Source organism: Rhodospirillaceae bacterium (assembly GCA_016712715.1).
Classification (GTDB): domain Bacteria; phylum Pseudomonadota; class Alphaproteobacteria; order Dongiales; family Dongiaceae; genus Dongia.
Genome location: JADJQM010000002.1, coordinates 321,411 through 342,027 on the forward strand (window position 1 = coordinate 321,411; position 20,617 = coordinate 342,027).

The window sequence follows — 20,617 nt, forward strand, 5'->3', positions numbered from 1 at the left end:
CATGGTCCGCGAAGGCGGACCATGACGAAATGACTGCAACCACACTAGCCGCCATCACGCCCCTCCGCTAATCTCGCGCCCATGCAAACATCCTGCGATCTTGTCATCATCGGCGCGGGTGCTGCCGGTCTCGCCGCCGCCGATGCCGCGGCCAAGGCCGGGCTCCATGTCGAATTGCTGGAGGCGATGGATCGCATCGGCGGTCGCGCCTTTACCGATACAGCGAGCCTGCCCGCCCCCTTCGACCATGGCTGTCAGTGGTTGCATTCCGCCAGCATCAACCCGTTCCGGGAGGAGGCCGACAAGCACGGCTTCCGCTACTGGACTGACCCGTTCCAGATCCGCATCCATGACGGCAAAGGATGGCTGGACGATGAGGCGAATGAGCAATACGCGGCCTTTTCCGACGCGACTTCCGACCAGATTGATGCAGCCGCTTTGGCCGGTAACGATGGCGCGGCGGCAGCCTTCATCGACCGGAACAATCCCTGGGCACAGCTCTTCGCACGCAATTACGCGGGCATTCTCGCCGTAGCGCCGGAGCGTTCCGCGACCTATGACAGCGGTCGCTACACCGATACCGACGAGGATTGGCCGATCGAAAACGGCTATGGCGCCCTCATCGCCGCCACCTACGCCCATGTACCGGTCCATCTCAATTGCCCAGTGCAGTCGGTCGACTGGAGCAGAGCAGAGATCATGGTTGGCACGGCCAACGGCGTGGTCCTCTGCCGCGCCGTCCTAGTGACGGTACCAATCCCGGCCCTGAAAGCCGGCCGCCTCAAATTCTCCCCGCAGCTTCCCGGCTGGAAGTGCCACGCCCTCGACCGTATCGAGATGGGCTATGCCGAAAAGGTGGGATTCTGGCTGAAGCGCGATCCCTGCCCCGACATCGGCATGCATTACGCCATGCTGAACGGGCCCGAAGCACCCGACGCCGCCTTCCTGGTAAAGCCCTATGGCAGACCGATGATCACCTTCTTCGCCGGCGCCGATTATGCCCGCGACCTGTTCGCTCAGGGCGAAGAGGTGGCCATCGCCGCGGCAAGAAAGCTGCTGGGCGATACGTTCGGTGCCGATATCGCGGGCGATATCGTCACGGCCAAGGCGACGCAATGGGTTGCCAATCCCTGGGTGGGCGGCGGCTATTCGTCACTGAAGCCCGGCGGCGGCGAAGCGCGGGCAGATCTTGCAAAGCCCATCGACAACCGCCTGTTCTTTGCCGGCGAAGCTACCTCGCCGGATGCCTTCACCACCGCCCATGGTGCCCGCCAGAGCGGTCTCGATGCGGTCAAGGCCATCGCCCAGGCACTCGCCGGCTAGCATCATCTTTGCTACCTCTAGCCGCCATCATTTCCCTCGGCTAATCTCGCGCCCATGCAAACCTCATGTGATCTCGTCATCATCGGGGCCGGCGCTGCCGGTCTTGCCGCCGCCAAGGCAGCCCTTGCCGCCGGGCTCAATGTTGAGGTCGTGGAAGCTGCTTCGCGCATCGGCGGACGCGGCTTTACCGACACGACCAGCTTTCCCGCCCCCTTCGACATGGGCTGCCAATGGCTCCATGCCGCCAGCATCAACCCCTATACCCAAATCGCCGACCGGCTCGGCATCCGCTATCGCCGCTACAATTTCAACTACCGCATCCATGACGGCACCTGGTGGCTGAACGACCAGTTGGTGGCCGAGTTCAGCCGTGACCTCGGCAGCTTTTATGACCGTGTCGCACAGGCCGGAAATGACGGAAAGGATGTGCCGGCAGCCGATTTCCTGGCGCAGGATGCGCCCTGGACCCCGCTGATCCGCCGCGCCTATACCGGCTACATGGCAGCAGGCCCTGAAGCCGTCTCGACCTACGACACATCCCGCTTCCGCTTCACCGAGGAAGATTGGCCGGTCGAGGATGGCTATGGCACCCTCATCGAGCGCGACGGGGAAGACCTCGAGGTCAACCTCAACTGCCCGGTGAAATCCATCGATTGGGGCGAAAAGGAGATCATGGTCGGCACCGCCAAGGGCATGATCTTCTGCCGCGCCGTGCTGGTCACCGTCTCGATCGCCGTGCTGCGGGCCGAGCGCATCAAATTCTTTCCCCTGTTGCCCGATTGGAAGCAGAGCGCCATCGGGCGCATCGAGATGGGCCATGCGGAAAAGGTCGGCCTGTGGCTGAAGCGCGATGTCTTCGCCGGCCTCGATCCCCACTTCGCCATGCTGAACTGGGAAGGTGCCCCTACCGCCGGCTTCTTCATGCGCCCCTTCGAGCGGCCGATGGCGACGCTCTTCACCAGCGGCGATTTCGCCCGCGATCTCTTCGCGCAAGGGCCGGACGCCGCCATTGCCGAGGCGAAATCCCTCCTCGCCAAAGTGTGCGGCGCCGACATTTTGAAAGAGATCACCACCGCCAAGGCGACCGGCTGGGGCACCGATCCCCTGCATCTCGGTGCCTATTCGGTGCTGACGCCCGGCGGCGGCGAGGCGCGGGCGGAGCTTGCCCAGCCCGTCGACGACCGGCTGTTCTTCGCGGGCGAAGCCACCTCGCCCGACGGCTTCTCGACCGCACACGGCGCCTATAACAGCGGTGTCGCTGCCATCGATGCCATCAAGCGCGCGCTTGCGTGACGGCGGCTGTCCGCGTATCAACCGGCGGCAACACATAACATCAGCAGGGAGCACATCATGGCATCGAAGAAACTCGTCCGCATGTCGAAGGACGGCCCCGCGGGCAAGGGCCTGAAGCAGGGTGGCGTCACCACCTTGGGCAAGGTCATCGCCGGCAATCCGGTCGAATCCGCCCATAACTATTTCACCGACAAGTCCGGCAAGTTCATGACCGGCGTCTGGGAATGCCAGAAGGGCACGCTGAAGCTCGGTTCCTACCCGTTCGACGAATTCTGCCACATCCTCGCTGGCGAGGTGCACATCACCGACCAGCGCGGCAACACCGAGATCTTCAAGAAGGGCGACACCTTCAGCATCGCCAAGGGCTTCAAGGGCACCTGGCACATGCCCAGGACGGTACGGAAGTTCTACACGATCTATCTCGACAAGGCGGCGTAACGCGCGGGTTTCCGCGCGGTTTCGAGGGGGGCGCAGGCGCAAGTCTGCGCCCCTTTTGCGTTACCGCCGGCCGGTGATAGAGTTGGCCCCAGGGGACCGACGCATAGATCCAGGGAACATATCGCGGCCATGAAAGCGCTTTACGGTTTCATCGTGCCGCTGCTGCTGCTGTTTGCCGCCATTGTCTTGCGCGTCAATGATCCGGCGCAGGTCCAGCAGGTCCGCAACCTGGTGTTCGACTCGTACCAGCGCCTCGACCCACGTCCCTATGACCCGAGCTTGCCGGTGCGCATCGCCGACATCGACGAGGAGAGTCTGGACAAATTCGGGCAATGGCCCTGGTCACGCGCGCAGATAGCCCTGATTCTCGACCGGCTGCGCGAGCTGGGCGCTGCCACGGTCGCGATCGACGTCATGATGGTGGAGCCCGACCGCACATCGCCGCGCGCCATCGCCCGGAACCTTCCGCAGACCGCCGATTTCGAATCGGCACGCCTTCTCATGGGGACCCTGCCCGACCCCGATCAGCAATTGGCCGAGGCTATGACGCGGATACCCACCATCCTGCCCTTTGCCATGGTCTGGGAGGATCCGCGCCGACTGCAGGCCAGGCCGGCATCCAAGGCAGGGTTTGTCTACCAGCGTAACGACGAGACGGGCGATCCGGAGCGCTACATGCAGCGCCTTCCCTATTGGGTGACCTCGCTCGATATCCTGCAGGAAGTGGCGGCCGGGGTCGGCAGCGTCAACACCAATCCGGACAATGATGGCGTCACCCGGCATGTGCCTCTGTTCATGAAGGTGCCTGATCTCAAGCCGCATCCCAGCGAGCGCAACGACCCCTGGTACTGGCGGGAACTCCCTTATCGCGGCTCTCTCGCCATGGAGGCTTTGCGCGTGGCCCAGGGTGGCACGACCTATCAAATCAAGATGTCCGGCGCCAACCAGGAGGATTTTTTTGGCAGCGATCTCGGCATCGCCAAGGTTCGCGTTGGTCAGATCACGGCACCGACCGCCAGCGACGGATCCCTGCTGCTCTACGATTCAGGCCATAAAGCCGAGCGCTTCTTTTCCCTGGCTGACATCTGGGATGTGGATTTTGATGCAACTCAGGTGACCGGGCGCATCATCTTCATCGGCACATCGGTTCAGGGATTGCGCGATCAGAAGCCGACACCGCTCGACCCCGTCATGGCCGGCGTCGAAATTCACGCGCAGATCGCCGAGCAGCTTATGGCCGGTCAGTATCTCTCCAGGCCCTATTGGGCCGATGTCGCGGAAGAGGCCACCCTGGTCACTTTCGGCCTCATCCTCATCTTCCTGGCCCAGGGCCGGGCCGCCCTCTTCGGCCTGATCGTCGCGACCGTTGCAATCGTCGGCTCATTCGGAAGTTCGTATTATCTCTTCAAAAGTCGCGGCTTCCTGCTCGACCCGCTTTACCCGGCCGGGATTGCCTTCTTCATCTTCGTGGCTGCGACGCTCATCGGCTTCATCCGGACCGAGCGGGAGAAGGCTCATGTGCGCGGGGCGTTCTCGCGTTATCTGTCGCCGATCCTCGTCGACCAGCTCTCGAAGAACCCCGAGAAGCTGAAACTGGGCGGCGAATTGCGCGAGTTGACCGTCATGTTCAGCGATATCCGCGGCTTCACCAAGCTTTCGGAAGGGCTCGATCCACAGCGCCTCACGACCGTCATCAACTCTTTCCTCACCCCCATGACCCGCGTCATCCAGAACCGCCAGGGCACGATCGATAAATATATCGGCGATTGCATCATGGCCTTCTGGAACGCGCCGATCGACGTCGAACCCCATGGCCGCATGGCGATCCTCGCTGCCTATGACATGCGCGCCGAACTAGTCCGCATCAACCAGCGCTTTGCCGAGGAAGCCGCCAGGACCGGCGACAAGCTCATCGAGATCCGGATCGGCATGGGCCTCAATTCCGGCATCTGCTGCGTCGGCAATATGGGTTCCGACCAGCGCTTCGACTATTCGGTGCTGGGCGACACGGTCAACACCGCCTCGCGCCTCGAAAGCCTGTCGCCGGCCTATTTCGTCGACCTCGTCATCGGCGAGGAGACGGCGCTCACCGTTCCCGACTTCGCCCTCCTCGAACTCGACCAGGTGCGGGTGAAAGGCAAGAACGTGCCGGTGCGCATCTATACCGGGCTTGGCGACGAGCGTGTGGCAAAGAGCAACAGCTTTCAGGCCCTGAAAGGCGTCCATGATGCGATGCTGGCCGCCTATCGCGGCCAGGCCTGGTCGGCGGCCAGGGCATCGCTGGCCTTGGCCCGCGAGGCTGCGCCCGAGACGCTCGCCAAGTTCTACGACATGTACGAAGTCCGCATCGCGGAATATGTCGCGGTGCCACCGCCGGAAGATTGGGACGGCGTCTATGTGGCGACGACCAAGGGCGGGTAAGTCCAAGAACCCCTCACCCCAACCCCTCTCCCCGGAGGGGCGAGGGGCTTTAGAGCGCGCTCGCTGGAAAGTCCCTCGCCCCGCTTGCGGGGAGAGGGTCGGGGTAAGGGGCGCTTAACTCAATCCTCGATATCGAGCGCGTACCCTGCCGAGCGCACGGTGCGGATCAAGTCCGGCAGGCCGTCGACATTGATGGCCTTGCGGAGGCGCCGGATATGCACGTCGACCGTGCGCGGCTCGACATAGATGTCGCGGCCCCAGACATGGTCGAGGAGCTGCTCGCGCGAGAAGACGCGGCCCTGGTTTTCCATGAGGAACTTCAGCAGGCGGAACTCGGTCGGGCCCAGATGCAGGTCCTTGTTGTCGCGCCGCACCCGGTGTGTCGCCAGATCCATCTCGAGATCGGCATAGATGAGGTTCTCTTCGCCCGATTGCGGCCGCGCCCGGCGCAAGGCGGCCTTCGCGCGGGCCATCAGTTCCGAGGGGCTGAAGGGCTTGGTCACATAATCGTCGGCCCCGGTCTCGAGGCCGCGGATCTTGTCGGCCTCTTCGCCCTTGGCGGTCAGCATGATGATGGCCGCCGATTTCAAATCCGGTGTCCGGCGGATCTGGCGGCAAACCTCGATGCCCGAGACCAGCGGCAGCATCCAGTCGAGGAGGATGAGATCCGGCGTCTCTTCGCGCGCCTTCACCAGCGCGTCCTCGCCATTGGTCGCTTCCACCACCCGGTAGCCTTCGGCTTCCAGATTGTATTTGAGAAGGGTGAGCAGGGCCGGCTCGTCCTCGACCACCAGCACCACGGGCTTGGCGCGTTGATCGGAGGCGGTATCACCTCGCGGTGCATCCGCCCGTCTTGGGCGTTCAGCCATGGATCGCAACATTGGTCGTATCTCCCTTGGGGCGCGTCTCGTCGATGGGCTTGCCATGGACCAGGAAATGCACCGTTTCGGCGATGTTGGTGGCATGGTCGCCGATCCGCTCGATGTTCTTGGCGATGAACAGCAGATGGGTCGAGGCACCGATATTGCGCGGATCCTCCATCATGTAGGTGAGGAGTTCCCGGAACAGCGAATTGTACATCTCGTCGATGCTCTCATCCGAGCGCCAGGCAGCGAGCAGGCCCTCGGCATCATCATTGGCATAGGCCGAGAGCACAGCGCTGATCAGTTTGATCGCGAGATCACCCATGCGCGGGATCGACCCCGTGGGCTTCAGCGGCGCCTGCTGGTTGAGCTGCAGGGTGCGCTTGGCGATGTTCTTGGCATAGTCGCCGATCCGCTCGATATCGGACGAGATCTTGATCGCCGCAACCACTTCGCGCAGGTCCTTGGCCATCGGCTGGCGAAGTGCGAGGATCTTGAGCGAATCCTGCGCCACCGTCATCTCGATGGCATCGATCCCCTTGTCGCTCTCGATGACCCGGACGGCCTTGTCGGAATCGCGCTTGGCCAGGGCCTGGATGGCGTCGGTCAGTTGCGCCTCGGCGCGGCCGCCCATGGCCAGGATCTGCTCGCGCAGCTTGCGAAGTTCGTCGTCGAAGCTCTTCACGATATGGTCGGGGGCTTTCTGCGGCATCATCAATTGCTCCTCAGCCGAACCGGCCGGTGATATAGCCCTGGGTCCGCTCGTCCTTCGGGCTGGTGAAGATCTGCTCAGTATCACCCCATTCGATCAATTGTCCGAGATGAAAAAACGCGGTTTTCTGGCTGACCCGGGCGGCCTGCTGCATCGAATGGGTGACGATCACGATGGTGAAGTTCTCGCGAAGCTCGTCGATGAGCTCCTCGATCTTGGCGGTGGCGATGGGGTCGAGCGCCGAGCAGGGCTCGTCCATCAGGATGACTTCGGGGCTCACCGCGATCGCGCGGGCGATGCACAGACGCTGCTGCTGGCCGCCGGAAAGGCCGGTGCCCGGCTGGTCGAGGCGTTCCTTGACCTCTTTCCACAGGCCCGCCTTTTCGAGGCTGCTGCGCACGATCTCATCGAGCTCGCCCTTGCTCCCGGCCATGCCGTGGATGCGCGGGCCATAGGCCACGTTGTCGTAGATCGATTTGGGGAACGGATTCGGCTTCTGGAACACCATGCCGATGCGCGCCCTGAGCATCACCACGTCGAGCTTCGGATCGTAGATATCCTGCCCGTCGAGGGTGATCTCGCCGCCGACCTTGCAGCCGTCGATGACATCGTTCATGCGGTTGAGACAGCGCAGGAACGTCGACTTGCCGCAGCCCGACGGGCCGATGAGGGCTGTCACCATGCGCTCCGGCACATCGAGATCGACGTCGAACAGCGCCTGCTTGGAACCGTAATGCACGGTCACCTTGCGGCCATGCATCTTGGCGAGTGTGGGAGAGATTGCGTTCATGGGATCCTACCAGCGCCGCTCGAATCTGCGGCGGACAAAGATGGCGATGGCGTTCATGGAGATGAGGAAGGCCAGCAGCACCATGATGCCGGCGCTGGTCTTTTCGATAAAGGCGCGTTCCGGGCTGTCGGCCCAGAGATAGATCTGCACGGGCAGCACTGTCGCTGGATCCGTCGGCCCGTGCGGCACGTCGACGATGAAGGCTACCATGCCGATCATCAGCAACGGCGCCGATTCACCCAAGGCCCGGGCAAGCCCGATGATGGCGCCAGTCATGATGCCGGGTGTCGCCAGCGGCAGCACATGGTGCGAGACCACCTGCAAGGGCGAGGCGCCGATGCCATAGGCCGCTTCCCGGATCGAGGGCGGCACGGCCTTCAAGGCGGCGCGGGTCGCGATGATGATGGTGGGAGTGTCATCAGCGCCAGCACCATGCCACCCACCAAAGGGGCCGAGCGCGGCAGGCCGAAGAAGTTGATGAACACCGCCAGACCCAGCAAACCGAACACGATGGATGGCACGGCGGCGAGGTTGTTGATGTTGACCTCGATGATGTCGGTGAGCCGATTCTTGGGCGCGAATTCCTCAAGATAGATGGCGCTCATGACGCCCAGCGGCAAGGCCAGCAGCACCGTCACCAGCATGGTGAAGATCGAGCCCATGAGGGCACCAAGGATGCCGGCCTGTTCCGGTTCACGCGAATCGCCGGCCGACAGGAACACGGCGTTGAAGGCAGTGCGCAACTGGCCGGCCTCGTCCAGCTTGTCATACCAGGCGATCTGCGTGTCGGAGACGACGCGTTCACTCTCCGGCAGGTCGCGCTTGATGAAGCCCTTGGCCAGCATGTCCATGTCGTCGGCCGCCACCACCCAGATGCGCTGGGTGCTGCCGATGATGCTGGGGTCGGCCAGCACCGCCTGGCGCACGGTGTCGCCGGCGCCGTTGCTGACCAGGTTGAATAGGTTCTTGCGGTCGCCGCGGCTGGTCACCTCGGGGAACTGGACTTTCAGCGCTTCCTTGACCAGGCCCTGGTAATCGGCGGCACCCAGGGTCTCGGCATCGGTCTTGCCGTCCGGCGTGATCACCGCCGGGTCGAGCACGACATCAAGGGCGATCTCGGTGCGGTAGAAGGCGCTGTAGCCCTTGCTGCAGACCGAGAACAGCAGCACCCCCAGCATCGCGATGGCAAGCCCCACCGCGAACTGGCCATAGAAGCGGAAGCGGCGCTCGGCGGCATAGCGGCGGCGGATGCGCGCCTGGCTGAGATCCGGGCGTTTCAGTTGCGCATGGTCCATGGGAACGTCACTCATATTGCTCTCGATATTTCTTGACGATGCGAAGGGCGACGATGTTGAGGATGAGCGTGATCACGAAGAGCAGCAGGCCGAGCGCAAAGGCCGCCAGCGTCTTCGGGCTGTCGAATTCCTGGTCGCCCACCAGCAGGGTCACGATCTGCACGGTGACGGTGGTGACCGCCTCCAAGGGGTTCGCCGTGAGGTTGGCGGTCAGGCCCGCCGCCATCACCACGATCATCGTCTCGCCGATGGCGCGGGAAACCGCGAGCAGCACGCCGCCCATGATGCCGGGAAGGGCCGCCGGCACGACCACCTGGCGGATGGTTTCCGATTTCGTGGCACCGAGCGCAAAGGCACCGTCGCGCATCGCCTGCGGCACCGCGTTCATCACATCGTCCGACAGGGAGGAGATGAAGGGGATGATCATGACGCCCATGACGAGGCCGGCGGCAAGCGCCGATTCCGACGCCACGTCGAGGCCGATGCTGGCACCGAAGCCGCGAATGAGCGGCGCCACGGTGAGTGCCGCGAAGAAGCCATAGACCACGGTCGGGATGCCGGCCAGGATCTCGATGAGCGGCTTGGCCCAGGCGCGCGTGCGACGGCTGGCATAATCCGAGAGGTAGATCGCCGACATGAGGCCGATCGGCACCGCCACTACCATGGCGATGACCGTGATGAGGAGAGTGCCGGCAAAGACCGGGATGGCACCGAAGGCCCCCGACTGGCCGACCTGGTCGGCGCGGATCGCCATCTGCGGCGACCATTGCAGGCCGAAGAGGAACTCGAACACCGAGACCTGGGCGAAGAAGCGCATCGCCTCGAATACCAGCGACAACACGATGCCGACGGTGGTGAGGATCGAGAGCAGCGAACAGAGGATGAGCAGCACCATGGTCATGCGCTCGACCGCGTTGCGGGCGCGGAAATTGGCGCTGACATGGCGCTGCGCCCAGGCAAGACCGATGGCGGCGGCGCCCAAGGTGGCGGCGGCGATCGCCGCCCAGATCACGTCATGGCCGGTCCGTGAGTCACCCGGCAGGAAGTTTGCGAGCACCGCACCCAGCATCAGGGCAAGTGCCCCGGGCAGGAAGGCACCGAGGCCCACGAAGATGCCGTGATAGCCCGGCAGCGAATGCAACTGCCGCGTCGCGCCGCGCACACTGGCAAAGGCGCGGCGGCGGCCGAGCTGGAAGCCAACCGAGCTCAGCACCAGCAGCAGGCCGGCGGCGATCCAGGGCAGCAACACGGAGCTCGCACCAAGATCGAGGCTGGCGCCGAGGGTGCTGGCGACCGGCAGCGCTGCCAGCACGGCGGCCGCCACTTCGGCATGTTCGGTGGCCGGCATCGGCACCATGCCCTTGTCGGCCAGGTATCCCTGCGGGCCTGATGCCTTCTCACTCACGAATTCGGCGACGAATTCGGCCAATCCCGGCACGATCGCGCGGTGCTGCTTCTTCACATAGATATAGAGCTTGCGCGCGACTTCGTAGGACCCGTTGATGATGTTGTCTTCGCTGGGGGCGACACCATCCATGAGGCTGCCCTGCAGCAGGTCCTGGTTGTCGGCAAGGAAGGAATAGCCGAGCACCCCGAACGCGTCCGAATTGCCGCTGAGCTTCTGCACGATGAGATTGTCGTTCTCGCCGGCATCGATATAGGCGCCGTCCTCGCGCAGGGTCTGGCACTTGCCCTTGCGCACCTTCTCGTCGGCGATGGCCATGATCTCCGGAAAGGCGTGGCAGGCCTTCTCCATCACCAGTTCCAGGAACGCATCGCGCGTGCCCGAGGTTGGCGGCGGGCCCAGCACTTCGATCTTCTGCGCCGGCAGGGCGGGGTTGATCTCGGACCAGAGGGAATAGGGATTGGCCAGCAGCACGCCGTTGACCGGCACTTCCTTGGCCAGGGCCAGGTAGAGGTCGCGGATGCCAAGCGCCCGGGGCGGCGCGTTCTTGGCCGAGGCCAGCACGATGCCGTCATAACCGATCTCGACCTCGACGATCTCGTCGACGCCGTTCTTCTGGCAGTCGGCGACCTCGCCCTCCTTGATGGGCCGCGAGGCATTGGCGATGTCGGGAAAGCTCTCGCCCACCCCGGCGCAGAACAGCTTCAGGCCACCGCCGGTGCCGGTCGATTCGACCACCGGCGCCTTGAAGCCCATCTGGCTGAAATGCTCGGCAACGGCCGTCGCGAAGGGGTAGACCGTTGAGGAGCCGACGATATGGATCTGGTCGCGGGCCGCGGCCGGCTGGGCGGCCAAAGCAAGGCCGGCCAAAACCAGCCCCGAAAGCATCGAAACCCGAAGCCGGTGGAAACCCAGGAAGCCGCGTTGGCGAAGCATGATGGAGCTCTTTCCCTTGTCGTCGCCGGGCTGAGTACGACACTAATGTTACAGCTTGATGAACCTCCAAAAAGTGCGCGCTGGCAAGGACTTAGAATCGGTCTGGGACGCCCCGGCCTTGACGCGGGGTGGGTGAATCGGCCAGTTTCGCCCCATCGACGATGAATTTCCGGGGTGAACGCCATGGCCTATGACAGCAACAACATCTTCGCCCGGATCCTGCGCGGCGAGATTCCCTGCGACAAGGTCTATGAGGACGACCATGTCCTTGCCTTCCGCGACATCCGCCCCCACGCCAAGGTCCATGTCCTCCTCATCCCCAAGGGCGCCTATGTCTCCCTCGAGGATTTCTCAGGGAAAGCCTCCGAGGCCGAGATCGTGGCCTTCCACCGTGCCATCCCCAGGATCAGCGAAAAGGTCGGCATCAGCGTCACCGGCTACCGCGCCATCGCCAACAGCGGCGCCGACAGCCATCAGGAAGTGCCGCATTACCACCTGCATCTCCTGGGCGGCCAGCGCCTGGGACCGTTGCTGAGCTTGTCCTAGCCCTCATCGACGACCACCCTCTCGGGCTCCCTCGGCAGGTGCCGTCGCCGCCCGCGATGATCCCGGCCTGACCATTTGCGCAGGAATTGTCGAGCGTTACCGCTGTTGCGGGTAATGACAGCGTGATCACGCCCGAATGCTCGTGCCAGGCCGCCCGGGAAATGAAATTACAGGCAACTAATTTAACTTTTGTGCAACGCCGCGATTGACCTTATCGGCCGAATGCCTAATCTGGGCTCGCGCAAAATCCTGGTCCATATGAAGACCGAGCCCAGACAAAGGGCAGGGTGAGGCGGATGGCGCAAATCAAGACGGGGGCGTTCAATCGTGTCAGCTGCTGTGGCTGTCGAAGCTAAAAATGTCAGCAAGATTTTCGGGTCCGGGCCCGGCGAAGTTCGCGCTCTGGACAATGTGTCCGTCACCATCCGGCAGAACGAGTTCTTCACCCTGCTAGGCCCGTCGGGCTGCGGCAAGACCACCCTGCTGCGCCTCATCGCCGGGTTCGAGATGCCGTCCGAGGGCAGCATCCTGCTGGAAGGCGAGGAGGTGGCGCATCTGCCGCCCTTCAAGCGCCATGTGAACACCGTGTTCCAGTCCTATGCCCTGTTCCCGCATATGACGGTCGCCCAGAACATCGCCTTCGGCCTCGAAATGCTGGGGAAGCCCAAGGCCGAGGTCCAGACCACCGTGGCCGCCATGCTGAAGCTGGTGCGCATGGAGGAATTGAAGGACCGCCGCACCAGCCAGATTTCCGGCGGCCAGCAGCAGCGCGTGGCCCTCGCGCGGGCGCTGGCCCCGCGCCCCAAGGTGCTGCTGCTCGACGAGCCCCTGTCGGCCCTCGATTTGAAGCTCCGCAAGGAGATGCAGATCGAGTTGAAGCGCATGCAGCTCGAGACCGGCATCACCTTCATCTTCGTGACCCATGACCAGGAAGAAGCCTTGACCATGTCAGACCGCATCGCGGTCATGTCGAAAGGCAATATCCTGCAGATCGGCTCGCCCACCGACATCTACGAACATCCGACCGTGCGCTTCGTCGCCGATTTCATCGGCGAGACCAATTTCATCGAAGCCGAAGTCATGCAGCGCATCGCCACCGACGGGCAGATCAAGCTGCCCTCCGGCGTCGTCATCAGCCATCCCTTAAGCGAGAATGTCGGCGTCGGCGCCAAGGTGACGCTGGCCGTGCGGCCGGAGCGCATTGATCTGGTGCGGCCGGGGACCGAGGCGCATCTCGGCGGCGTGGTCGAAAACATCGTCTATTTCGGGACCGACACCACCTTCCATGTGAAGCTCGACGGATCTGGCCAGGAAGTGACCGTGCGCGTGCAGAATCGCCGCGGCCACCAGGAGGTGCTGAAAGTGGGCGACGCGGTGGGCCTGCGCATCGCCCCCGAAGCCATGCAGATCCTGAAGGATTGAGCGATCATGGCTGACGCCAAACCAGCACCCAACTTCGCGGCCAGGGCCGCCGCCGCCGCCGACCGGCGCGACACGCGCGGGCGCTGGCTGCTCTCGGCACCCGCCCTCCTCATCCTGCTGTTCGCGGCCATCGGCCCGCTCATCATCGTCGTCATCTATTCCTTCCTGAAGAAGGGCGGTTATGGCGGCGTCGAATGGGAATTCTCGACCGATGCCTGGACCAGCGTCGTGTTCCAGAAGGACATCTTCACCGACGAGATCACCATTGCCGACGCGCATCTCTCGATCTTCTGGCGCTCGGTCAAGCTGTCCTTCTTCACCACGGTCATGGCCTTGGCGTTCGGCTTTCCGACCGCCTATTTTATCGCCACCAGAAACGAGAAGTCGCGCGACCTCTGGCTGTTCCTGATCACCATCCCGTTCTGGACCAACCTCCTCATCCGCACCTTCGCCGTGATGGAAGTGATCCGCAACGAAGGCATCGTCAATTCGGTCCTTCTGGGTCTGGGCGTCATCGATGCGCCGATCCAGATCATGTTCACCGATTTCGCCGTGATGATGGGCCTCCTCTATGTCTACCTGCCGCTCATGGTGCTGCCGCTGTATGCCAGCATGGAACGGATCGATTTCCGCCTGGTCGAGGCCGGCTACGATCTTTATGCGACGCGCTGGCATGTGCTGCGCCGCGTGATCTTCCCGCTGGTGAAGCCCGGCATCATCGCCGGCTCGATCCTGGTCTTCATCCCGTCGCTCGGCGCCTATGTGACGCCGCGCGTGCTGGGCGGGGGACGCAATCTGATGCTGGGCAATCTCATCGAGATGCAGTTCGGCCAGGGGCGCAACTGGCCGCTGGGGGCAGCGCTCTCCATCACCCTCATGGCCATCGTGATGATCGCCCTGCTGTTCTATGTGAAGAACGCTTCGAAGACGGGGGCGCGTCATGGCTGAGACGACACAGGTGATCAAAAGACGGCGCGGTCGCGGCTTCGATGTCCGCCAGCAGACCGGCTTCACCACCATCGCCATGCTGTGCTTCATCATGCTCTATGCGCCGATCCTGACGCTGGTGGTCTATTCCTTCAATGCCGGCACGTCGGTCGCGATCTGGGAAGGCTTCTCCTGGCGCTGGTACGAATCGGCCTGGGCCAATACCCAGGTGCAGGACGCCTCGATCCGCTCGCTCACCATCGCATCGTTCGCCGCGGTGGTATCCACCATCGTCGCCACCACGGCAGCACTCGCTACCACGCGGACCAGGAACTTTCCGGGCCTCACCTTCATCTACGCCTTCATCAACCAGCCCTTGATGGTGCCGGAGATCGTGACCGGTGTCGCCCTCCTCATCTTCTTCGCCTCGATCAAGGTGGCGACCGGCTATACCGGGCTTGGCTACCTGCTCATCGCGCACACGGCCTTCTGCATCCCGTTCGCCTATCTGCCGATCCGTGCGAGGCTCGAGAACATGGATCTCAGCCTCGAACGGGCGGCGGCCGATCTTTATGCGACACCCTTCCAGACCTTTCGCCGGGTGACCCTGCCCCTGCTGTGGCCGGGCATTCTCGCCGGCGGCATGCTGGCCTTCGTCATCTCGCTTGACGATGTCGTGATCACCGAATTGGTGAAATCGGGCGGACAGGACACGCTGCCCACCTATATGCTGGGGCAATTGCGGCGTATCGTAACCCCGGAAATGAATGCCATCTCGTCGGTCTTCCTGGCGATATCGATCGTGATGGTGACGATCTTCTTCCTGCTCAACAGGAAGAAAACTTGACCGATCGGCCGTTGCCGCCCTCAACCGGGGCGGCAAGGCGGGATTTGCGACCGGTTCGTAACGAGAATGGCCCGCCACAGGGCGGTTCAGCAGCTAGTTGGAGGATCAATTGACACACCTACAGGCTTTCAAGAGTACGGCCATGGCCCTCACCGTCATGTTGGCGCTGAGCGCCTGCGGCGAGAAGAAGGAAGAAGCGGCGGAATCGTCCAACACCACGACGACCGCGCCGGCCACGAACACGACGGCGACCACCGAAGCGGCCCCGGCCGCCACCAACACCACTGAAACCGCCGCTGCCGCTCCCGCGGCGGCACCCGCCGGCGGCAGCCTCAACATCTATAACTGGGGCAACTACACCAACCCGAAGCTGATCGAGAAGTTCGAGAAAGAGTTCAACGTCAAGGTGACGGTGACCGACTATGATTCGAACGACGTGGCCCTCGCCAAGATCAAGGCCGGCGGCCATGGCTTCGACATCGTGGTGCCGAGCTCCAACTTCGTGCCGATCTTCATTGCCGAAGGCCTGCTCGAGGAATCCAAGCCGAACAGCATGGCGAACTTCAAGAACATGGATCCGAAATGGGTCGATGTCGAATTCGACAAGGGCCGCAACTATACGGTTCCCTGGCAGTGGGGCACGACCGGCATCACGGTCAACACCAAGGCCTATCAGGGCGATCCCAACACCTGGGCGATCCTGTTCGACACCCCGGCCGAGCTCAAAGGCAAGACCAACGTCGTGCCGGAAATGAGCGACGTCATCGCCGCCGCCCTCTCCTACAAGGGCTTCAACCCGATCTGCAACGGCAACAAGGATGAACTGAAGCAGGTCCGCGACCTGCTGATGGCCTCGAAGCCGAACTGGATCTCGATGGATTACGGCAATGTCGAGAAATACGCCAAGGAAGATCTCATGGCCGGCTTGAACTGGAACGGCGCTTCGATGCGCGCCCGTCTCCAGAACGACAAGATCGTCTATGGCTATCCGAAGGAAGGCATCGCCGTCTGGATGGATAACGTCGCCGTCGTCAAGGGTGCCGCCAACGCCGAGAACGCGAAGAAGTTCCAGAACTTCATCATGGACCCGGAAAATGCTGCGCTCATCTCGGACTTTGCGAAATATGCCAACGGCATCACCGGGTCGGACAAGTTCCTCGACCAGGCCTTTGCCACGGCGCCTGAGATCGTCCTGCCGGAAGGCCAGAAGACCTTCATCATGCCGGCCTGCCCGCCGGAAGTGACGGAGCTTCATACCGCCATCTGGACCGAGCTCACGAAGTAAGCTGAAGGTCGATCCCGGCGGTGCCCAGCATCGCCGGGATCTTTCTTCATCATGGCCACCAGGAAAGACGAACCGGGTACATCGCTGCCGATCATGCAGGGATCGCCACCCAAGCTGAGGTGCCCCGGATGGATTGGGACCGGGCACCGTGGAACCGCTGGAGCTTCCAGCATACCCGCGAGATCCTGCCGACCGCCGAAGTGTGGCGCGGGAACAATCCGCCCCATGTCTTCAAGCGCCGGCCGCGCCACATCGCCGGATTCGCTTCGATACCGCGCAAGGTCCCACGACCGTCGCGCAATATCTCGAGGCAAGCTTCACCGACGGATTCCTGGTGCTGCATAAAGGCGCCATCGTCAGCGAAAGCTATTTCAACAATATGGGTGTCCGCTCGCTGCACCTATCGCAATCGGTCGCGAAATCGCTGACCGGTGCGCTGGCCGGCATATTCGCCGGGCGCGGGCAGCTCGACCCCAATGCGCTGATCACCAACTATCTCCCGGAACTGGAAGCCACCGCCTATCGCGGCGCAAAGGTGCAGCACGCCCTCGACATGATGTCGGGCGTTGCCTATTCCGAAGAATATACCGACCCCTTCTCCGATGTCGGGCAGACCGATGTGGCGTCGGGCTGGAAACCCAAGCCCGCCGGCGACGGCCGCGCCTGGCCGGAGACGATGTGGGATCAGGTCCTGGGCCTCACCAGGAAAGAAGCCGAGCATGGCGCGCGCTTTCTCTACCGCTCGATCGAGACCGATGTGGTGGCCTTCGTGCTGGAGCGGATCAGCGGCAAGCGTCTGCCCGAGATCATCAGCACCGAGATCTGGCAGAAGCTCGGGGCCGAGGAAAGCGCCTGCTACACGGTCGATGCCGGCGGCTATGCGCTGGCCGATGGCGGCTTCAACGCGACGCTGCGCGACTATGCGCGCTTTGGCCAGATGATCGCCCAGGATGGCTGGTTCCATGGCAGCCAGATCGTGCCCAAGGCATGGCTCGCGGAGACGCGGCGCGGCAAGCCGGATATCTTCGATGCCGAGACGCGGAAGTCGATGCCCCATGGCTCCTATCACAACCAGTTCTGGATTGAAGATGTGAACAAACCGGTGCTGCAATGCCTCGGTGTATTCGGGCAATGGATCTATGCCGATCCCGAAAATGATTTCGTGGCGGTGAAGCTTTCGAGCTGGCCGGATTTCCTCGATGACGGCTTCTATATCGATGGGATCGCTGCCATCCACGCCATCAAGCAGACGCTGCGCCAAGGATAATCATGCCAGGGGTGACCATGAGCGAGACGAGCATGCGGCCCGCCTGGACGCGGGAGAATTGGGATCGGCCGCCCTTCAACCGCTGGAGCTTCCAGCATGTGCGCGAGATCGTGCCGACGGCCGAGGTTTGGCGCGGGCGGGAACCAGCATCGATCCTTTCGCGGGCCACTCGGCCGATCGACGGCATCGCCTATCAGGGCGAGTTCGGCGCCAGCGATATCGGGCAGTTCCTCGACAATACCTATACCGACGGCTTCATCGTGCTGCACAAGGGCGCCGTGGTGGCGGAGCGGTATTTCAACGGGATGACCGAGCGCACCCTCCATCTCTCGCAATCGGTGGGCAAGTCGCTGATCGGTATCCTCGTCGGCATCTTCGCCGCGCGCGGGCAATTGGATGTGAACGGCCACATCACCGATTACCTGCCGGACCTGGGTGCCACCGCCTATCAGGGGGCGACGATCGCCCAGGTCCTCAACATGACCAGCGGCGTCGCCTTCGACGAGACCTATACCGATCCCTATTCCGATATCGGGCGCATCGACGTCGCCTGCGGCTGGAAGGAGAAGCCAGCCGGCGACACGCGGCATTGGCCGACCTCCGTCTGGGAGGTGATCCTGGGCTTGACCAGGAAAGAAGCCGAGCATGGCGAGCGTTTTGCCTATCGCTCAATCGAGACCGATGTGCTGGCCTTCCTGCTGGAACGGATCAGCGGCTTGCGCTTGGCAGAGATTGTGAGCCGCGATCTGTGGCAGCCTCTGGGGGCGGAGGAGAGCGCCAATTACACGGTCGATCCATCGGGCTATGCGCTGGCGGATGGCGGATTCAATGCAACCTTGCGCGATTATGCGCGGTTCGGCGAGATGCTGACGCAGGACGGGTTCCTCAACGGGCGGCAGGTGGTGCCCAGCGACTGGGTCCGGAAATGCCGCTTCGGCGTCCACGCGAAATTCACCGGCGATTACCGGATCGCGACACCGCACGGCGCCTATCAGCATCAGTTCTGGCATGAGGATCACCGGACACCGGTGCTGCTTGCCCGCGGCGTGTTCGGGCAGCTGATCTACAGCGATCCCGCCAGCAGCTTCACCGCGGTGAAGCTCTCCAGCTGGCCGGATTTCCGCAACAACAAGCTGCTGCGCGAGACGCTGGCGGCCCTCAACGCGCTGAAACAGGCGTTGGATGAATAGTTTTCGTTCGTCATCCTCGGGCCCTGTCGACGGTTGCCGACATTCGTCGGCGGGGCCCCGAGTATCAGGTTCAGCTGCCGAGTTGTTGTCAACTGATCCCCGGGTCAAGCCCGGGGATGACGAACGAGTAGAATGATAGCGGTGCGTGGCAAACAGGGGAATATCATGAAGAACGACGATCTCATCTATATGAACGCGACCGAGGCCGCTGCCTTGTTCCGCAAGAAGAAGCTGTCGCCCGTCGAACTGATGACGGCCGTCATCGAGCGCGCCGAGGCGGTCGAGCCGAAAATCAACGCCTTCACCTTCAAGCATTATGACGAGGCGATGGATCTCGCCAAACAGGCCGAAGCCAAGTTCATGAAGAAGGATGGCCGCGTCGGCGCCCTCGAGGGCCTGCCGATCGCCATCAAGGATGAGAGCTGGATCGCCGGCAAGCCCACCTCCTATGGCTCGCTCACCACCAAGGATTTCGTGCCGGACAAGACCTCGCCCAACAATGAGCGCATTCTGGCGGCCGGCGGCATCGTGCATGCGCGCACCGCGACGCCGGAATTCTCCTGCGCCTCCTATACCCATTCGAGGCTGTGGGGGGTGACGCGCAACCCGTGGAACCGGCGCTTCACCACCGGCGGCTCGTCGGGCGGGTCGGGGGCGTCGCTCGCCGCCGGCACGGCGCCGCTCGCCATGGGCTCCGATATCGGCGGCTCGATCCGCATTCCGGCCGCGGCCTGCGGTGTCGTCGGCTACAAGCCGCCCTATGGCCGCAACCCGGACGACGCGCCGTTCAACCTCGATCCCTATTGCCATACCGGGCCGATGGCGCGCTCGGTCGCCGACACCATCCTGCTGCAGAACGTGATCTGCGGGCCGAGCCCCTATGACATCGCCTCGCTGCGCCCCAAGCTGCGCCTGCCCACCGAATACAAGCCGATCAAGGGCTGGAAGATCGCCTATTCCTTCGATCTCGGCATCCATGAGGTCGACAAGGAGGTGGTGGCCAACACCAAGCGCGCGCTGCGCGTGTTCAAGAGCCTCGGCGCCACGGTCGAGGAAGTGGATCTCGGCTGGACGCGCGACGCGATCGATACCGGCATGCGGCATCTCGAACATCTGTTCGGCACGCAGCTCAACCAGACGGCCAGGAAGTACGGCAAGCTGATGACGACCTATGCCCGCAATTTCGCGCGCAAGGGAGCGAAGTCGAATGCCGACAGCTTCTTCAAATCGATGGAAGGGGCGATCCGGATGTACGACACGTTCGGCCCGATGATGGAGAAATATGATCTCTTCATCTGCCCCACGACGGCGCTGCCGGCGGTGAAGGCCGATTTCGACGAGAACAAGGATGTGGTCCGGATCAACGGCAAGATCTCGCCTCTCCCCAAGGTGCTGGCCTGGTGCATGACGACGCCGTTCAACACGCTGTCGCGCTGCCCGGTGCTGGCGGTCCCCACGGGTCATGCCAGCAACGCCGTGCCGACCTCGATCCAGCTCATCGGCCGGACCTATTCGGATGCCGACGTGTTCCGCGCGGCGGTCGCCTATGAGGAGGCGGTCGGCGGCTGGTACGCCAAGACGCGGGCGCGGCCGAAGTTCTAAGCGCAACATTTTAGCTAAATCCCGGCTCCTTCCCTTGTGGACGGGGCCGGGAAAG

Annotated in this window: 15 protein-coding genes and 2 pseudogenes; 12 read left to right on the forward strand and 5 right to left on the reverse strand. The window is 63.1% G+C overall.

What is annotated here, in order from left to right; translation table 11 throughout:
* Nucleotides 1–81: 81 nt before the first annotated feature.
* The 4 genes from IPK59_12315 (at nucleotide 82) to IPK59_12330 (ending at nucleotide 5,475) form a co-directional block, all read left to right on the forward strand.
* A complete protein-coding gene (locus IPK59_12315; protein ID MBK8159506.1) occupies nucleotides 82–1,323 on the forward strand; it encodes an FAD-dependent oxidoreductase in 1,242 nt (413 codons plus the stop codon).
* A gap of 54 nt (nucleotides 1,324–1,377) precedes the next feature.
* Nucleotides 1,378–2,616 carry an FAD-dependent oxidoreductase gene (locus tag IPK59_12320; GenBank protein ID MBK8159507.1) on the forward strand — a complete coding sequence of 413 codons (1,239 nt, stop codon included), beginning with the start codon at nucleotides 1,378–1,380 and terminating at the stop codon, nucleotides 2,614–2,616.
* Nucleotides 2,617–2,673: 57 nt separating this feature from the next.
* The gene (locus tag IPK59_12325) at nucleotides 2,674–3,054 is read left to right on the forward strand and encodes a DUF861 domain-containing protein (protein ID MBK8159508.1); all 381 of its coding nucleotides are present in this window, start codon (nucleotides 2,674–2,676) and stop codon (nucleotides 3,052–3,054) included.
* Nucleotides 3,055–3,183: 129 nt separating this feature from the next.
* Nucleotides 3,184–5,475 (forward strand): adenylate/guanylate cyclase domain-containing protein, encoded by a 2,292-nt coding sequence (locus IPK59_12330; GenBank protein ID MBK8159509.1) that lies wholly within the window; start codon nucleotides 3,184–3,186, stop codon nucleotides 5,473–5,475.
* A 119-nt stretch (nucleotides 5,476–5,594) separates the two neighbouring features.
* Here the strand turns inward: IPK59_12330 and phoB are convergent, their stop codons facing one another.
* The 5 genes and pseudogenes from phoB to pstC all read right to left on the reverse strand — a co-directional run bounded on the left by phoB (nucleotide 5,595) and on the right by pstC (nucleotide 11,476).
* A complete protein-coding gene (gene phoB, locus IPK59_12335; GenBank protein MBK8159510.1) occupies nucleotides 5,595–6,344 on the reverse strand; it encodes a phosphate regulon transcriptional regulator PhoB in 750 nt (249 codons plus the stop codon).
* Complete coding sequence (gene phoU / locus IPK59_12340) at nucleotides 6,337–7,053, reverse strand: phosphate signaling complex protein PhoU (protein MBK8159511.1); 717 nt, start codon at nucleotides 7,051–7,053, stop codon at nucleotides 6,337–6,339. The genes phoB and phoU overlap by 8 nt, the downstream gene beginning before the upstream one ends.
* 10 nt (nucleotides 7,054–7,063) lie before the next feature.
* Entirely contained in the window at nucleotides 7,064–7,840 is a 777-nt protein-coding gene (locus tag IPK59_12345; protein MBK8159512.1) for a phosphate ABC transporter ATP-binding protein, read from the reverse strand.
* Between the two features lie 6 nt (nucleotides 7,841–7,846).
* Nucleotides 7,847–9,150 (reverse strand): annotated as a pseudogene (gene pstA / locus IPK59_12350) (phosphate ABC transporter permease PstA).
* Nucleotides 9,143–11,476: a phosphate ABC transporter permease subunit PstC gene (gene pstC, locus IPK59_12355; GenBank protein ID MBK8159513.1), complete on the reverse strand. Its 2,334-nt coding sequence runs from the start codon at nucleotides 11,474–11,476 to the stop codon at nucleotides 9,143–9,145. Before pstC ends, pstA begins: the two are co-directional and overlap by 8 nt.
* Nucleotides 11,477–11,659: 183 nt before the next feature.
* On the opposite strand from pstC, the gene IPK59_12360 reads away from it, so the two are divergent.
* The 8 genes and pseudogenes from IPK59_12360 to IPK59_12395 all read left to right on the forward strand — a co-directional run bounded on the left by IPK59_12360 (nucleotide 11,660) and on the right by IPK59_12395 (nucleotide 20,562).
* Complete coding sequence (locus IPK59_12360) at nucleotides 11,660–12,022, forward strand: histidine triad nucleotide-binding protein (protein ID MBK8159514.1); 363 nt, start codon at nucleotides 11,660–11,662, stop codon at nucleotides 12,020–12,022.
* Nucleotides 12,023–12,391: 369 nt separating this feature from the next.
* Complete coding sequence (locus tag IPK59_12365; GenBank protein MBK8159515.1) at nucleotides 12,392–13,444, forward strand: ABC transporter ATP-binding protein; 1,053 nt, start codon at nucleotides 12,392–12,394, stop codon at nucleotides 13,442–13,444.
* A 6-nt stretch (nucleotides 13,445–13,450) separates the two neighbouring features.
* Nucleotides 13,451–14,392, forward strand: coding sequence for an ABC transporter permease (locus IPK59_12370; GenBank protein ID MBK8159516.1), 942 nt, complete (start codon nucleotides 13,451–13,453; stop codon nucleotides 14,390–14,392).
* Nucleotides 14,385–15,218, forward strand: a complete 834-nt coding sequence (locus tag IPK59_12375) for an ABC transporter permease (GenBank protein ID MBK8159517.1) — start codon at nucleotides 14,385–14,387, stop codon at nucleotides 15,216–15,218. The genes IPK59_12370 and IPK59_12375 overlap by 8 nt, the downstream gene beginning before the upstream one ends.
* Before the next feature lie 157 nt (nucleotides 15,219–15,375).
* Complete coding sequence (locus IPK59_12380; protein ID MBK8159518.1) at nucleotides 15,376–16,503, forward strand: extracellular solute-binding protein; 1,128 nt, start codon at nucleotides 15,376–15,378, stop codon at nucleotides 16,501–16,503.
* 128 nt (nucleotides 16,504–16,631) lie between these two features.
* Nucleotides 16,632–17,770: pseudogene (locus tag IPK59_12385) on the forward strand (serine hydrolase).
* Nucleotides 17,771–17,802: 32 nt separating this feature from the next.
* On the forward strand, nucleotides 17,803–18,960 hold the full coding sequence (locus IPK59_12390; GenBank protein ID MBK8159519.1) for a serine hydrolase: 1,158 nt from the start codon (nucleotides 17,803–17,805) through the stop codon (nucleotides 18,958–18,960).
* A 165-nt stretch (nucleotides 18,961–19,125) separates the two neighbouring features.
* The gene (locus tag IPK59_12395; GenBank protein MBK8159520.1) at nucleotides 19,126–20,562 is read left to right on the forward strand and encodes an amidase; all 1,437 of its coding nucleotides are present in this window, start codon (nucleotides 19,126–19,128) and stop codon (nucleotides 20,560–20,562) included.
* Nucleotides 20,563–20,617: the final 55 nt, after the last annotated feature.